This is a genomic window from Loigolactobacillus backii (genome assembly GCF_001663675.1).
Taxonomy (GTDB): Bacteria; Bacillota; Bacilli; order Lactobacillales; family Lactobacillaceae; genus Loigolactobacillus; species Loigolactobacillus backii.
Genome location: NZ_CP014873.1, coordinates 1719039 through 1733930, shown reverse-complemented (window position 1 = coordinate 1733930; position 14892 = coordinate 1719039). Strand labels below are relative to the sequence as shown.

The 14892-nt window shown below is 40.0% G+C and carries 17 protein-coding genes; 5 read left to right on the top strand and 12 right to left on the bottom strand.

Annotated features, from left to right (window positions below; translation table 11 throughout):
- Nucleotides 1-296: 296 nt before the first annotated feature.
- The 6 genes from AYR53_RS07695 to AYR53_RS07670 form a co-directional block, all read right to left on the bottom strand.
- Nucleotides 297-608 (bottom strand): hypothetical protein, encoded by a 312-nt coding sequence (locus AYR53_RS07695; RefSeq protein WP_082918488.1) that lies wholly within the window; start codon nt 606-608, stop codon nt 297-299.
- Nucleotides 609-993: 385 nt separating this feature from the next.
- Complete coding sequence (locus tag AYR53_RS07690; protein WP_068223498.1) at nt 994-1362, bottom strand: hypothetical protein; 369 nt, start codon at nt 1360-1362, stop codon at nt 994-996.
- Between the two features lie 34 nt (nt 1363-1396).
- A complete protein-coding gene (gene rihA / locus AYR53_RS07685) occupies nt 1397-2332 on the bottom strand; it encodes a pyrimidine-specific ribonucleoside hydrolase RihA (protein WP_068223495.1) in 936 nt (311 codons plus the stop codon).
- 2 nt (nt 2333-2334) lie between these two features.
- Complete coding sequence (gene rpiA, locus AYR53_RS07680; protein ID WP_068223492.1) at nt 2335-3051, bottom strand: ribose-5-phosphate isomerase RpiA; 717 nt, start codon at nt 3049-3051, stop codon at nt 2335-2337.
- Between the two features lie 24 nt (nt 3052-3075).
- Nucleotides 3076-4032 carry a nucleoside hydrolase gene (locus AYR53_RS07675; RefSeq protein ID WP_068223489.1) on the bottom strand — a complete coding sequence of 319 codons (957 nt, stop codon included), beginning with the start codon at nt 4030-4032 and terminating at the stop codon, nt 3076-3078.
- A gap of 235 nt (nt 4033-4267) precedes the next feature.
- Complete coding sequence (locus tag AYR53_RS07670; protein ID WP_068223486.1) at nt 4268-5518, bottom strand: NupC/NupG family nucleoside CNT transporter; 1251 nt, start codon at nt 5516-5518, stop codon at nt 4268-4270.
- Nucleotides 5519-5751: 233 nt separating this feature from the next.
- On the opposite strand from AYR53_RS07670, the gene AYR53_RS07665 reads away from it, so the two are divergent.
- Genes AYR53_RS07665 through AYR53_RS07655 form a run of 3 tightly spaced genes read left to right on the top strand, consistent with a single transcriptional unit; the run spans nt 5752 to nt 7971 of the window.
- Entirely contained in the window at nt 5752-7134 is a 1383-nt protein-coding gene (locus AYR53_RS07665) for a glycerophosphodiester phosphodiesterase (protein ID WP_068280862.1), read from the top strand.
- A 19-nt stretch (nt 7135-7153) separates the two neighbouring features.
- The gene (locus AYR53_RS07660; protein ID WP_068223480.1) at nt 7154-7648 is read left to right on the top strand and encodes a GNAT family N-acetyltransferase; all 495 of its coding nucleotides are present in this window, start codon (nt 7154-7156) and stop codon (nt 7646-7648) included.
- Nucleotides 7648-7971 (top strand): ArsR/SmtB family transcription factor, encoded by a 324-nt coding sequence (locus tag AYR53_RS07655; protein WP_068223477.1) that lies wholly within the window; start codon nt 7648-7650, stop codon nt 7969-7971. The genes AYR53_RS07660 and AYR53_RS07655 overlap by 1 nt, the downstream gene beginning before the upstream one ends.
- A gap of 233 nt (nt 7972-8204) precedes the next feature.
- Here AYR53_RS07655 and AYR53_RS07650 read toward each other — a convergent pair whose 3' ends face one another.
- Nucleotides 8205-8861, bottom strand: a complete 657-nt coding sequence (locus AYR53_RS07650; protein ID WP_068223475.1) for an HD domain-containing protein — start codon at nt 8859-8861, stop codon at nt 8205-8207.
- A 236-nt stretch (nt 8862-9097) separates the two neighbouring features.
- Here AYR53_RS07650 and pepV point away from each other — a divergent pair, with 236 nt between their 5' ends.
- On the top strand, nt 9098-10501 hold the full coding sequence (gene pepV / locus AYR53_RS07645; RefSeq protein WP_068223470.1) for a dipeptidase PepV: 1404 nt from the start codon (nt 9098-9100) through the stop codon (nt 10499-10501).
- 181 nt (nt 10502-10682) lie between these two features.
- Here the strand turns inward: pepV and AYR53_RS07640 are convergent, their stop codons facing one another.
- The 5 genes from AYR53_RS07640 to AYR53_RS07620 form a co-directional block, all read right to left on the bottom strand.
- Nucleotides 10683-11561 carry an IS3 family transposase gene (locus AYR53_RS07640; RefSeq protein ID WP_238595646.1) on the bottom strand — a complete coding sequence of 293 codons (879 nt, stop codon included), beginning with the start codon at nt 11559-11561 and terminating at the stop codon, nt 10683-10685.
- Nucleotides 11558-12280, bottom strand: coding sequence for a helix-turn-helix domain-containing protein (locus AYR53_RS07635; protein ID WP_057823861.1), 723 nt, complete (start codon nt 12278-12280; stop codon nt 11558-11560). Before AYR53_RS07635 ends, AYR53_RS07640 begins: the two co-directional genes overlap by 4 nt.
- A gap of 105 nt (nt 12281-12385) precedes the next feature.
- Nucleotides 12386-12565 carry a hypothetical protein gene (locus AYR53_RS07630; RefSeq protein ID WP_068280865.1) on the bottom strand — a complete coding sequence of 60 codons (180 nt, stop codon included), beginning with the start codon at nt 12563-12565 and terminating at the stop codon, nt 12386-12388.
- 196 nt (nt 12566-12761) lie between these two features.
- The gene (locus AYR53_RS07625) at nt 12762-13220 is read right to left on the bottom strand and encodes an ASCH domain-containing protein (protein ID WP_068223464.1); all 459 of its coding nucleotides are present in this window, start codon (nt 13218-13220) and stop codon (nt 12762-12764) included.
- Nucleotides 13221-13459: 239 nt separating this feature from the next.
- Complete coding sequence (locus AYR53_RS07620) at nt 13460-13708, bottom strand: hypothetical protein (RefSeq protein ID WP_068223461.1); 249 nt, start codon at nt 13706-13708, stop codon at nt 13460-13462.
- A 208-nt stretch (nt 13709-13916) separates the two neighbouring features.
- Between AYR53_RS07620 and AYR53_RS07615 the strand changes: the two genes are divergently transcribed.
- Nucleotides 13917-14888 carry a biotin--[acetyl-CoA-carboxylase] ligase gene (locus AYR53_RS07615; protein WP_068280868.1) on the top strand — a complete coding sequence of 324 codons (972 nt, stop codon included), beginning with the start codon at nt 13917-13919 and terminating at the stop codon, nt 14886-14888.
- Nucleotides 14889-14892 lie beyond the last annotated feature (4 nt).

Below are 14892 nucleotides of genomic sequence, written 5' to 3'. Positions count from 1 at the left end.
CAAAATTATAATTTGGCTACACTCCAGATATTCACGCAAGCTCAGAATCCTCTAATTAACCTATCACTCAGAACTTTTTTCATCACCGAACCAGTAGCATTGTATCTTAAAAGCAGTGTTTTATTCTTACCACATTTTAAACCAGCAAATTGACCTTGTTAATTCTGACGCCAATTACTTTAGTCCAAATACCAGTAGAATCTGTAATAATCCGCAATTGCAAAATAAAATCTGGATGCCTTTTCAAATACTGCCACAACTAAGGCTCTGAATTCAATCACCCATTAAAACGTTCACTAGCCAACATGGTTCTCACTGATAACTGTTTGGTAAGCCGCCTTGCTAGTCTCATCATTAGGTAACCACGGTATCCATTTAGTAAATTTTTCGGGTGGTATTGTGAAATTTTCATTTACGTACTGCTCGTAAGTTGCTAATGCCGTTGAGTGTGGAATGTTTAGCTGAATAATTCGTACTTCTTTGATATAACCCCGAATAGCCGCCAATTCGGCACGTCCGTTCATAGTCATATTGGAGATATCAAGGTACGTACTACCATCATTTTGCATAATCTCTTGTATCAAATCTAAGTTGATTACCTGACCCATTAAAATCATCTCCTGTCGTTCTATTATACGGGTTTCTACTTTATTAGGCAAAAAAAGAACCACTGTCTGCGGAACAGTGGTTGGCATAAGAGAGAAAGAGAATTGATTTAAAGGTAATGATGAAATACCTTACGAATAAACATTAGCATATATTGTAAACGCTGTCAATTAATTTTAGAAAACTAAAAAAGAGCTACGCAAAAACTGCGGGCCCTTTTTTAGAAGTTTGATGTAAAGGCTGAGGAAGTTATCCTTTACATCAGTATCATACTCAAACAGGTTATGTTAGAGGAAGATAAATAAATGGTTACTATAATATAACACAAATAATTAGATAATTCTAGCTATTTTATAATATTAATGCCATTTAAAAATTACTAAAATCTCATAATTCTTGTTTAGTAGCATCATCTAATAAAACAAGGTCGCCTTCATTTGAATTAAGTGCCTGTTGCAAGGTAAACGTTTGACTGAATTCAAAATCACGTAAAGCAAGTAGTGACTTTCTTGAACTCGTAAAATTTTTTAGACTAGTTTGGCCCTGAAGCGTTGCCCTTAAATATTTACTCCGGTATTCAATCATATACTGTTGCTCACTTACTTTACTGGTATCCGCCGTCGCACCAAATCCCAGCGTAGTCGGCTGATTTAATTTTTTATTACTAATAAAAAATAACAAGGTTGCCGCCTGTGTCTGATCATCCTTTTGAATGATTTCCCTTAAATCAGCGAGTTGATTCAATGAAATTCTCATACTAAGCGCTTCTTTTCATATTTAAAATTTAAATTCAGCTAAACGTTTTAAGTGCCGCAATAATCAAGGCACTAAATTTTTCCCGGTTAATCTTCAATAAAACATCGGTGTTTTCTGGTTTATTGGTCAAATGATAATAATCAACTAACGTTTCACCACGGGTTAAATCGCCCTTAGTCTCAACATCAACGTTGCGGTACACACTTTCAAACATTGTCGGATCGATTAACCACACAATTGTACACGGATCATGAACGGGTGTTCCTTCAAAGCCCCACTTTGGCTGGCTATAATAAATACGGTAGAAATCCAATAACCCAGTGATGGCCTGTGCAACTGGATTATTAATTTGCCGCATCGTCTCAATGTCTTTCTGTAAAATTTGTGCCTGATGAGTAACATTTAGGCCGGCCATTGTTAATGGTACGCCCGAATTTATTACTAGCTTTGCAGCCTCAGGATCAACAAACATGTTGAATTCTACTGTGGGAGTCCAATTACCCATGCCCATGGCCCCACCCATAAAAACAATCCGTTTAATTTTTGATTTTAATTCCGGGTGAACGGCCAAGAATAACGCAGCGTTGGTCATCGGCCCAGTTACGACTAATGTCACTGGGCCATCACTTTGGCGTAACGTTTGCGCAATTAATTCCACAGCTGGCAGTGGCTGCGGTGCAAAATCTGGCTCTGGTAAAGTTGCGCCATCGAGGCCGGTCTTTCCGTGAACATCATCCGCAATTTGGAGATCTTGCAGTAGCGGCGTTTGATTACCGGCGGCCACGGGAACCTGCTGTTGTTTCATTAACGTCAATAAACGTAAAACGTTATTCAAAGTTTTGGCCGGTGTCTGATTACCAGCGGATGATGTAACTGCCAATAGGTCAATCTTGGGTGAAGCAACGGCCAACATTAACGCAATGGCATCATCATGGCCAGGATCACAATCTAGAATAATCTTGGTTGGCATGCCTAATGCTCCTTTGTTTGTTGGTAAGTAACTCTTTCTGGCGCTTCAAGTACCTTTGGCCCATCGCCATAGCCGACAATAACTGTGTTAACAACATTTAAAAACAAACCGTGTTCAACAACCCCAACTTGCCGGTTTAAATAATCAGCTAACCCAAAAGGATCATCAATTGTACCTAATTTTAAATCAATTATATAATTTTTAGAATCAGTTTGGACTAAATCACCATTAGCCTGCTTTCGAAAATTCGGGTTTAACTGCTTAGCGGCTAGTCGTTTATAAAGCTGCTGACTACCATAAGGAATAACTTCTAGCGGTAGTGGAAAACTACCCAATTTAGCAGCCATTTTAGATTCATCAACAATCCAAATATTACGTTTGGAATTAATAGCTACAATTTTTTCAAATAAATGGGCCGCACCACCACCCTTAATACCCTGAAAATTTTTGTCAATTTGATCGGCACCGTCAATTGTCAAATCAATGTGATCAACTTCATCAACATTTTTAATTGGAATATTGAGTTGTCGTCCTTGGGCCGCTGTTCGATCCGAGGTTGGAACGCCAATAATTTTCAGTCCTTCTTCTGCAACTCTCTTGCCTAAAGCATCCACCATAAATTTAACGGTACTTCCAGTCCCAAGTCCAACAACCATACCATCTTCAACGTACGTTGCGGCCTTTTCGCCAACCATTTTTTTTAGTTCATCTTGTGTCAATTTTATCGCTCCTAAATTTAATAATTAATGTTGTGCAAATAACCAGGTCAAACGCTGCATGAAACGTTGTAAGAAACGTTCTGCAGCAACATTTACTGCGACTTTTACGTTGGTGGGCTCATTCAATCGATCTACATCCCCCACCGTCCGGGCCGCAAATGGTGCTTCGGTTTCAACCTTCATGTTTAAATCAATTGTTTGAACCAAATCTGGATCCAACGCTACACCAACTGCTAATGGATCATGTAGTGCGCAGCCATTTAAATTAGCACTCAATCGTGCGTAGGCAGCAATGTAATAGTCAACAATGTCGGCAAAGGCTTGCCCAGATTTAGTTCCTAATGAACGCCATAATTTAGTCTCTTTGCGTGTTAATAGTGTCCTCAAGGTGACATCCAAGCCAACCATTGTTAAACTAGCTGAACTGCGTAAAACAGCGTCTGCGGCGGCCGGATCTTGATTAATATTTGCCTCACCTACTTCGGTAACATTCCCCGGAACGGTTAAGGCACCGCCCATAAACGTAACACTGCCAACTAGCGCGGTTAATTCAGGTGCCTTGGCAATTGCCGCCGCTAAATTTGTCATTGGTCCAGTCGGAATAATTGTTAAATCGGTCCCGTAGGTTTTTGCCGAGCGAATCATAAAATCAACGGCCGATTCGTTTTCTGGCTGGCGTTGCGACTTTTCCAACGCTACTTCACCAATCCCGTTAACCCCATGAATAGCTTGGGAAACCGCCATAACATCAAAATGATTACTAGTAGATGGATGTGGTAGTCCTAAGTAAACTGGCACATTGGATTGGCCCAATAAATCTAAAATACGTAAACTATTGGCCGCCGCTTGCTTAGTCACAACATTGCCATACGTACTCGTAACGCCAATTAAGTCGGCTTCCTCACTGGCAACTGCGTAGGCAATAGCTAACGCATCATCAATCCCAGTATCCAAATCTAAAATAAGCTTCTTTTTTGCCATTTTATTCCCCCATTTCATCTAAAAACGAACTTCCAGCAAAAGCATAGCATAGCTAGTAAGCCTTTTCAATTTCGGCATAATAACTTAAAAAGTGACTAAAAAATAGGGAACACAATTCAACTCATTTTGAAGTTGAACTTGTTCTCTATAATAATATACCTAGAAAGTATTTAAAAATAAATTTACCCGTGCTTTTATCGACTAATCCCAAATTCAGGTGTGCCCAAAATAAAAATCACCAAACGAAAACACCAACAATTGCTGATGATAGTAGAGAAACCAAGATTCCTGACAATAATAAGTAGCCCACGTTTGATGAAATTAAGTCATTCTTTTCCTTATTAACAATTCCTTTAAAGGCACCAATGACCATTCCAATGGTAGAAAAATTAGCAAATGACGTCAAAAAGACCGTTAGCATTGCTCTAAAGTGGGGCTGAAATTGATTAATAACTGGGGATACTTTTCCCATGACAACGAACTCATTGGTCACAAGTTTAGTCCCCATATACTGCGCAAATTTAAAGGCATCTTGCACATTTAATCCGGTTAACCAGGCAAACGGGAACATTACAATTCCTAGGATATGTTCTAAGGTTAGCCACGGATTAACTAATTTAAGTAATTTATCAATTAAGGCCGCCAAGGCAACAAAAGCGATTACGTTAGCAGCAATAATGAGGACCAACCGACCAGCACCTAGAATAGAATCGCCTAAGAAAGAGAAAAAAGGTTCCCGTTTTTTGGGTGTGCTCGCTGGTACTTCACTTCCAACTTCCGCTGGCACCTCGGCCGCACTCCCAGTCATTTTAGCGATCGTATCTTCTTCGGGTGTCACTTTTACTGGATTTAATAAACTAGTTATAATAATGGCATTAATAATATTAATCGGGACTGCCGTTAGAATAAATTGACCCGGCATCATTTTGGTGTAGGCGCCTAGAATTGAGGCAGTCACACAACTCATGGACATCATAGCCAAAGTCAAATCACGCTGGCCCTTCATTTGCTTTAACTGCAAACTAGAAACGGCCAAAGCTTCAGTATTACCCAAAAACATCATTTCAACAGCAAAAAAAGATTCAAATTTTGGTTGACCCGTAATCTTAGCTAAGCCACGGCCAATCCATTTAATAATAAACGGCAAAACGCCGATATAGGTTAAAATATCAAATAACGGTACAATCATCAGGATTGGTAACAAGGCACTCGTTACAAAATCCATATTTTTCATATGAACCCAGCTGGGAAGTGCAAATGCAATTCCGGTGTAGGCAACATCGACTAGCCAGTTAAAGCCATCCGCAGCTCCTTTAACGATTGCCGTTCCAACTGAAAAACTAGTTAAGAACCAGGCCAACACAAGATTAATAACTAACATAATAATGATTGAGCGCCAATTGATCTGTTTCTTATTTTTAGAAAATAAAAAGGCAACACACAAAAAAACAAAAATCCCAATAATATTGACGATTAAATAGAACAATCCTTTACCCTTCTTTCAATGATTTAACGGGCCCGCTTAAATCATCCACCTCCAAAGCCGACCAAGATTAGCGATAAACAATATTCCTAGTATACAAGATATTTTTGGGGGAACCAACAACTCATTTTGAAGTTTTAATTAAGCCGCACCGTGAAGCTTACAAACTGGCTAAAATCGGCTATACTAGAAGCTAATAAGAATTTCATTTTAGATAGGAATGAGTGACTTTCGTTGTGTTAAAAAAATTAAGTTGGCGCGTTCTTGGCATCATTAGTCTATTGTGTTGCCAATTAGTCTTAAGTGGCTTCACGGTTGTTGCTCACCGCGGTGACCCATTAGCCGCCCCTGAAGAAACTTTTCAGAGTTTTGATGATGGCTTTGCTGCCGGTGCAAGTTACTGCGAACTTGATTTACGAGAAAGTTCCGACGGTGTCTTAGTCGTTTCACACGATAGTAATCTAAAGCGGGTTACCGGTCAAAATATGGCCATCTCCAAAACACCTTTTAATGAAATTCAGCAGGCTCATGAAACAAACGGTGAACCAATTCATTCATTACAGCAGCTTTTCGAACATTACGCCAACCAACCAGAAACTAAATTTATCCTAGAAACAAAAAAAAATAAACAAAAACCAATTGATATGGAGGCCAAATTAGCGGCTTTAATTAACCAGTACCACATGCAAGATCGCGTCATTATTCATTCGTTTTCTGCGGATAGTTTGCAAAAAATGAGCGTCCTACTTCCAAATGTTCCGCGGTTACTACTTGCCAATGACCTAACGGATATTTCAATGGCCGATTTACAATTTGTGACTGGTGTTAGTCTCGAGGATACTGTGGTGACGCCAGACATTATCAAACAAATACACCATTTAAACAAAAAAATCTACGTTTGGAGCGAAATGACGGAACCGGCCAGCGTAATTCCAGCAATTACCCTTAACAACGTAGATGGTGTTGTAACCAATTATCCAGCAACTGTTGCTGACTACGCACAGGCAAAAAAAGGCAGTCACCAACATGTTGTCAATAAAACTGCCACTGTCACAACGACTTATTCTGCAGCCACCTGGACTAATCCTTACGTTCACCAGCAAGCAAGTAACTCGGTGACAGTCGGTGAACCACTTCAAATTAGTACCATCGTTACTAAGGCAGGTTATTCCCAGGCCGAATTAACTGATGGTCGGTGGGTAAATGCCGTAAATTTGAATTTTGGTGCTAATTACCAATTAGCACGTCCTTACCTCGGTTTAAACGTCCAATTAAAACCAAACCAGTACCGCCCACGATTGTGGAATAATCCGTTAGCACCAACGACGAGTCAACGATTATTCGGTGGTAGTGGTAAAATCACTGCCGTTAAAGTAGTTAAGCATAAGCTTTGGTTTCAAATTAACCAACAAGGTTGGCTACAAAGTAACCAAGTTTTAGTCAATTTAACCAATCAATCTGCCCCACAACGGGCCGACTACTTTAATCTACCGGCAGCTAAGCGCCTAACATCAATTGACTTACTTCAGTCGCCCGCTCTAAATCAGGCGACCAGACCAACCGTTAGTAACGGCTATTTTACTAGGATTCTAAATGAATTTAATCGCCACCACATTTAAATTATTAAGGAGTTTAACTATGAAAATTCGTCACGTTCGTTCCACTGATCTACCGGCATTATTAGATATCGAACACGCTGGCTTTAGTCCTGCTAAGGCCGCAACTAAGGCAGCCTTTGAAAATCGAATTGCCACTATTAGTGACACCTTTTTTGTTGCCGAAGTCCAATCCCAAGTTGTGGGTTTTATTAACGGTCCAGTTATTGATCAACCTTACATTAGTGATGATTTATTTGACCAAACGCAGCCGAATCCGACAATTGGTGGTTACCAAAGTGTCTTAGGCCTGGCCGTTGCGCCTAGTTTTCGCCAACAAGGAATCGCTCGAGCGCTCTTAAAGGCCCTGGAAAAGGATGCTTCAGCACATGGGCGCCAAACAATCACCTTAACCTGCGAAGAACGCTTAATTACTTTTTACGAGACGGCCGGTTTTACTAATGCCGGTGTTGCAACTTCAACCCATGGCCAAGTCACTTGGTATAATATGGTTAAACCCCTAGGAGGATCACTGTAATGGTCGATAAACCACTACCGCAAGGACACCTTGTTGTTCCTGCCGATGATGTTTTAGAAAAAATGACAACCCTCTTTAAAGTCTTCGGTGACCAGACGCGCGTTCGAATTCTGTACACTTTATTTGAAGAAGAACTACCTGTTTCTGCCATTGTGGCCCTGCTGGCAAAATCGCAGTCTTCAATTTCGCACCAGCTGCATATTTTGAAACAGGCCGGCCTTGTTAAAAATCGTCGGGAAGGTAAAATCATTTTCTACTCTTTGGCCGATAAACATGTCATTACTATTTTTGGTCAGATGATTCAGCACGTAACGGAAAAATGAAAAAGGCGCTGCAACAAGGAATAATGACCTGTTACAGCGCTTTTTCATTTTTAGTTAACCGGTAAAAAAACCGTTTTACCCCTTTAATCAGGCTTCACGTCTAGATCGCGTTTGAAAAAGTACGCTTTTGTGTTTGCCATGTTGTAACCTGACAAACTTTACCTTGCTAGTTCTTGTGGTGACCGAGACAAATTAAATCACAAAATAGAACCTAGACGCTTTTTCAACACTTCCTAATCCTCTGCCGCCCATTCTGCCTTAAAATCTGTCAAAAAATTAAGCATTCGTGTTTGGCGTTTTAACGCAATTTTCTTTGCCGCAGCTGTGTTCAACTGATCTTGAAGCCGTAATAGCTTTTCATAAAAATGATTAATAACTGTACTTTCGCCACTTTTATAATCACTAGCCGCTAACTTAGTTCGAGGAGCCAATTGCGGATCGTACATTTTTTCACCAAAATGGCCACCAAAATAAAATGTCCGGGCAATGCCAATCGCGCCAATCGCATCCAACCGATCAGCATCCTGCACAATTCGGCCGGCAATTGATAACTGTTGTTTCTGATCAATATTTTTCCGGTAAGACATATGATCAATAATTTGCCATAGTTCGGCCTGTTCCTTTGCGTTAATAGCAATTTTATCCAAAAATTGTTGGAGTGCCTGGCGTGCTTCTGAAACACTAGTAAATAATTTATCATCCACTACGTCATGTAAAGTTGCGGCCATCAAGGCAAGATAATCCGGTACCTCTTCATCCTGACATAAACGGCGAGTTAACCGCACCACACGTTCAATGTGATCACTGCTATGACCAGTGGTGTCTTGATCTAATACTTGGTGCATATACTTAGTTGCTTGGGTTAACTTTTGAATCTGCTCATCTGTCATGTCAACATTCCTCATCTGCTTTTATTAATTGACTGTGGCACTTCTATTTTAAAAAATATCCCGCTGCCACTAGTAAAAGGCGCCCAATTACATATTCTCCGTAAAATATATTTTTAATTTTTTGATCGGACTTCCTAAATAATCCTACCGCAATTCTAATCCAAGGTACATTTTAATTGGCAGTTTAGGTAATTCAGGCTATACTGAATTAATCTTTTTAGAAAGCAGGTGGCACAATGCCAATTAACTGGAACGAAGAAGTAGCAAAACGGCAAACAGATTTACTACAAGACTTAAGTGACATCGTTGCAATCAATAGTGCTCGCGATGATACACAGGCAACTGAAATGGCACCTTTAGGACCTGGCCCGCGGGATGCCTTACTAAAAATACTGACTATTGCCAAGCGTGACAACTTCAAAACAAAAAATATCGCTAACGTTGCTGGTCGAATTGAATACGGCACAGGTAAAGAAATTCTAGGAATTTTCGGTCATATGGACGTTGTTCCCGCTGGTGATGGCTGGCAAAGCGATCCCTTTAAACTAACTAATAAAGATGGTCGTTTATACGGTCGCGGGACCAGTGATGATAAGGGCCCTTCCCTAGCCGCCTATTACGCTCTAAAAATTATTCGGGACCTTAAGTTGCCATTAACCAAACAAGTTCATTTTATTTTTGGAACGGATGAAGAATCTGGTTGGTACGGTCTAAATCGTTATCAGGAAACAGAAAAAATGCCTGATTTTGGTTTTTCACCTGACGCCGAATTTCCAATTATTAATGGCGAAAAAGGAATTACAAATTTTGAATTAACTTTTGCACCTAACCGTGAAATAAAATCGGCCGCTTTAACTTTAACCAGCTTTACCAGTGGCCTCCGAACAAATATGGTTCCCCAATCGGCCACCGCAGTGATTTCTGGAGCCCCCGCAACTTTAAAGGCTGCCTTTGAAACCTATTTGGCTGCTAATCCGATTAGCGGCAATTATCAACAAACTGGTGAACAAGTAACACTCACCCTCGATGGTAAAGTTGCCCACTCGCAAGAACCCAAAGATGGCATTAATGCCGCTACTTACCTGGCCAATTTTTTGGCCAACTATGATTTCGATGCTAACGGCAAACAATATTTGCAAACAATCGCTCACTATTTTCATAATGATTCCCGGGGTAAGTTACTTAAAATTGCTTACACTGACGATGTCATGGGTGATTTAACGGCTAGTCCTGATCTTTTTACCTACGTAACTAACCAACCGGCAACAATCACGCTTAACGTTCGTTATCCTAAAGGAACGGATGTCACTACCATTATTGCCGCCTTAACCAAAACGCTGGGCCCTAACGTTAAAATTGAACAATTAAGCCACGCAATGACACCGCACTACGTTCCTGCTAACGATCCGCTAGTCCAAACACTACTAAAAGTTTACGAAAAACAAACTGGTGAAAAGGGACATGAACAGATCGTTGGTGGTGGCACTTACGGTCGGCTACTCAAACGTGGCGTTGCCTTTGGTGCCTTATTCCCTAATCGTGAGAATGTCATGCACCAACCTAATGAATATATGCCCCTGGCTGACCTTTTACGGACAACTGCCATCTACGCCGAGGCCATTTACGAGCTGGCAAAGTAAGACTACTTCCCATTTTTTTGATATGAGTTGTGGCCGTTTTTTTCGAAAGTTACGACCTAAACCAACCTGAAAAATTGGCCTTTCTAAATACACCTAGGTTGCCTTGATGGATTCAAAACTAACCAAAAAAAGCTTACTAGGCTCGGCTCCTGTCAAGAGGACAATCAAATAATTAAAGTGTTTATGCACATTCTTGAACGGCATGATTTCGATATTCTATCGGCGTCATGCCGTTTAATGTTACTTGAAGCCGCTCAAAGTTATACCAGCGAATAAACTCATTGATCTGAGCAAGTAATTCACTCTTTGATTGCGCCGTTCTGAACGCAAAAAATTCGTCCTTCATGTGACTCCAAAAGGATTCTATAGGACTGTTATCGCCAGGGGTACCCGCTCGTGACATACTATGATTGATGCCATGACCTGCTAGGAAAGTGTTGTATTCACCAGAGGTGTAGCTAGAACCCTGATCGCTGTGTAAAATGGCTGGTTTAATTGCATTTGTGTTCTCTAAAGCCAACCTGATCGTATCGGTAACTAACACCGATGTCTCAGTTTCGGCTACCTGCCAAGCAATAATACTATGATCATATAGATCCTTAATGGCGCTTAGGCGAAGCCGATACTGATTTCTAAGACCATATCTTAATTCGCTACAATCAGTTACCCAAATATGGTTAGCCTCATCTGGATGAAAATTATGACCCTTATCTGCATCATACAGAAGGTTAGCCGAGAGTTGCTCTTTATGTTCCTCATGTCGATCATGTTTCTTAACCCTGATAGATGCTTTGATTTCATTTTCGACCATTAATCGTCGCACTTTATTGTGTCCAACATGATACTTGGTATTCTTATTAACATACATTGTTAGACTCTCAACACCGTAGATATAGTTGTGTTGTTTCTCTAGCTCGATCATATACTTTACAACAGCTTGATCGTCGATCTGACGCTGACTTAGACCGTGATTTAACCACTTATAGTAACTTGATCGTGAAATTCCCGTATAGGTACACAAATAGCCGATATTATAAGGTTGATCGTTATCTGAATTCACTTCTTGTGTGAGTTCTTTAATAACTTGATATTTTTCTGTTTGAGGACATTCCTTCTCTCTAATTCTTGGATTTTTTCCCGCACGGCTAGCTCCGTTGAGAGCCGCATTACGCGGGCCTGAAGCCGTTTGTTTTCAAGCATTAATTTCTCGTTCTCAGTTAATTGACCATGATCTTCTTTCGCCTTACCACGACGATCCTCTAGGCCCATCGAACCATCTCGTTTGAACTTTCTAACCCAGGTATAGGCTTGTCCATATGAGACGTTAAATTTCTTTATAGCACCGACGTAGTCTAGATCATTGGCAATCACCCATTGTGCGATCTCAATTCGTTCAAGTTGAGTTGTTTTACGACCATCTCTCATATCGTTTTTCTCCCTAGTAGTTTCTAATGATTTACCACTAGTATACCGGGTTACCCACTGATATATAACTGCCACGTTAGGAATTTGATATTCTCTGGCCAATTGTGGATATGACGTGTGTCTTGTTAGATATTTTTGAACGATTTCCAGCTTTAGCTCGGTTGGATAACGGTGCGGCCAAGCTCGCTTTAATCCCGCTTCGCCATCTTTGTGATAACGTTGAACCCATTGCTGGATCTGTTCACCTTTAATATTGTACTGAGTGCCAACTGCGTTAGGAGTAATTCCCTGCTCCACTAAGCTAATACACGCCAGTTTTTCCTTCAATGTATAGCGGGAACCTTTTCTTCCCATAAAAAACTCCTTCCTAAGTGTACAAGCTTTGATTATTTGCTTGTCTACTTAAGTAGGAGTATAGCCCTACAAAAATTAATTTTTTGTAGTAAGCTTTTTTAAATGTTAACGAGAAATAACAACAACCAAAATCATATCGGTATCAATGCTATCATCATTTTTAATCGGTGTTAACTTAACATCCACCAACTCATGATCATTGTCGCTAATATCAGCCAATACCTTGTTTAAACGGTGCTCAAGCTCTTGAGCATAAGTCGTGAAGACCTTACTTTCATAATGCATTAAATATCCTCCTAATTACGCTAATGTCTATTTTTGCATTGGTACAAAAATAATCTAAATTAGTATTATTCTAACCCACTCCGTTTATCATTGCTAGCAGTTGTTATTTTTATTATGTAATTCACCCGAAAAAATCAAAAAATAATTTAGAAACAAATTCAAAAGCGCAAATAGCTGAATAACTTTTGAAATACGCCTAATCATGAAAAAGTAACGCAAATTGTTCCAGCAAAACTAGTGATTGATCCGTAAACGTTTTTTGAACGGCGGCCAACTCATCAGTAAATACTTTACGGTGAATATTTCGCCAGTAGGCTATCGTTTGATCGCCTTCACCTTCCGCATAGGCCTGGTCAACGCCAACATCCCCAAAAGGGAGTACCTGAACGGCCGTTGTTCGAATAATGGCAACTGCTTGCTGATGACCATTTAAAATAACACTGTAGCGCCCCACGGTTGGCACTGGTTCATTAGTTAACTGATACAGTGCATAATTTGAAGTCGTCGCCGTTTTTTGATGCGCAATCACTAACCGTGCCAACTGATCGGCAGATTCGGCTGTACTGCCGAAAGACCAAACATCATAGGTAGCCGTAATTTCTGGATGCTCCGCTACAAAAGCCGCCCACATTTTTTGTGCCGATTCATTATTCATCCCTTACCTCCACAATCATTAAATTAATTTAATTATAAAAAAAAGCTTAGCAATTTACAATTGGCTAAGTTAATTAAGTGATTCATTAAAGAATGTTGTCTAACCGATAGATGGTACTTTTTTGACAAACGTATTCCAAACGAGAAAAAATGCCGCAACGAAGATATTACTTGTCTGCGGCACTCTTGTTAATCAATAGCGATTATGGTCTTCCCTGCTTTTCCAAACATATTCTAAGCCTAAAGGAAAATTCGAAGATTACGCTTATTGATTACAATGGTCTCTTTCGTAGTTTGCTTCCGGTGACGACTTAATAAGTGCTTCACCAGTTGCTCCAGCTTACCGTTCTCTTTTGCCAACGTCGCGTACACATCAGCGTCAATCTTTAGTGTCAACTGTTCTTTAGCGTTTGGCACGTCAACGGTCACACTGTGCCCATCACCTTTTTGGTCGTCAACACGATGTTCCAAAAAATGCTCCCAGGTCACAACATTACCTCCCTTTTAATACATTAAGCTTAACATGCTTTCTAATCAAAAAATTACTTTTGACCCATTCGTAATCTAAACTTAATACGCCCACGGAAATAAAATGATATTTCTCTATCATTTTAGCTAGCATTTTATAATTAATTAAGTTATTATTCTGTTAACCATTAATTTAATATGGTTAACAAGAATTGAAGGACTGATAAAAATGTCAACTAAAGAACATCTGCTTCAAGAACTTATTGCAACCGGTGATCAATTTGTTTCCGGGGAAATTTTAGCGCAACGGCTTAACCTTTCACGAACTGCAATTTGGAAGGCCATTCAGCAACTTAAAAAGGACGGCTACTTAATTGAAAGCAAGGCCCAATTTGGTTACCGTTACGTGGAAAATGATCTGCTTAGCAAAACTGCTATTCAGCATTTTTTACCCAACGAACTACAAACACTACCATTAAGCGTTTACCCCACTCTTGCTTCCACTAATCAAAAGGCAAAAGAACTTGCGGCCCAGCGTAATGATGTGCCCCAAGTTTTAATTACCAATCAACAGACACGTGGCTATGGGCGTTACGGTCGGCCATTTATTTCTCCAAAGAACTCCGGGATTTACCTTAGTTTACTTCTCAAACCGACAACTCAGTTAACCGACGTTGGTTTACTAACAACTGCCACCGCCGTTGCTGTTTTTCGCGCAATTAAACTGACAACTGGCATTAAAACTAAAATAAAGTGGGTGAATGATCTTTATTTAAGGGATAAAAAGATCTGCGGTATTTTGTCGGAAGCAGTCACCGACTTTGAAACCCAACATATTACTGACGTTATTATCGGAATCGGCCTGGATTTTGCGGCACCAGAAACACCACTAGACAATAACTTACAAAACAAAGTTGGGGCCCTTTTCACAACAAAACCAACAACAACACGTAATCAGTTAATCGCCGAAATTCTAACGCAGTTTTTTTCTATTTACCCTGCTTATTCTGCAGGCCAATTTCTAACTGATTATCGCGAAAATTCACTTTTAATCGGTAAGCAAGTAACGCTCAAACAAGGTAATGAGCAACTTAGCGGACTAGTAACTGGTATTAACAATCATGGTGAACTCCTTCTACAAACGACTACTGGTCAACGGGCAATTAGTTCAGGAGAAGTCACTAAAGTTTACTATCAATAAAAGG

Coding starts and splice junctions, on each gene's coding strand:
- AYR53_RS07615 (WP_068280868.1), top strand. CDS start 13,917: ATGTCAACTAAAGAACATCTGCTTCAAGAACTTATTGCAACCGGTGAT.
- AYR53_RS07695 (WP_082918488.1), bottom strand. CDS start 608: ATGGGTCAGGTAATCAACTTAGATTTGATACAAGAGATTATGCAAAAT.
- AYR53_RS07630 (WP_068280865.1), bottom strand. CDS start 12,565: ATGCATTATGAAAGTAAGGTCTTCACGACTTATGCTCAAGAGCTTGAG.
- AYR53_RS07635 (WP_057823861.1), bottom strand. CDS start 12,280: ATGGGAAGAAAAGGTTCCCGCTATACATTGAAGGAAAAACTGGCGTGT.
- AYR53_RS07650 (WP_068223475.1), bottom strand. CDS start 8,861: ATGACAGATGAGCAGATTCAAAAGTTAACCCAAGCAACTAAGTATATG.
- AYR53_RS07675 (WP_068223489.1), bottom strand. CDS start 4,032: ATGGCAAAAAAGAAGCTTATTTTAGATTTGGATACTGGGATTGATGAT.
- AYR53_RS07690 (WP_068223498.1), bottom strand. CDS start 1,362: ATGAGAATTTCATTGAATCAACTCGCTGATTTAAGGGAAATCATTCAA.
- AYR53_RS07660 (WP_068223480.1), top strand. CDS start 7,154: ATGAAAATTCGTCACGTTCGTTCCACTGATCTACCGGCATTATTAGAT.
- AYR53_RS07655 (WP_068223477.1), top strand. CDS start 7,648: ATGGTCGATAAACCACTACCGCAAGGACACCTTGTTGTTCCTGCCGAT.
- AYR53_RS07625 (WP_068223464.1), bottom strand. CDS start 13,220: ATGAATAATGAATCGGCACAAAAAATGTGGGCGGCTTTTGTAGCGGAG.
- pepV (WP_068223470.1), top strand. CDS start 9,098: ATGCCAATTAACTGGAACGAAGAAGTAGCAAAACGGCAAACAGATTTA.
- rihA (WP_068223495.1), bottom strand. CDS start 2,332: ATGCCAACCAAGATTATTCTAGATTGTGATCCTGGCCATGATGATGCC.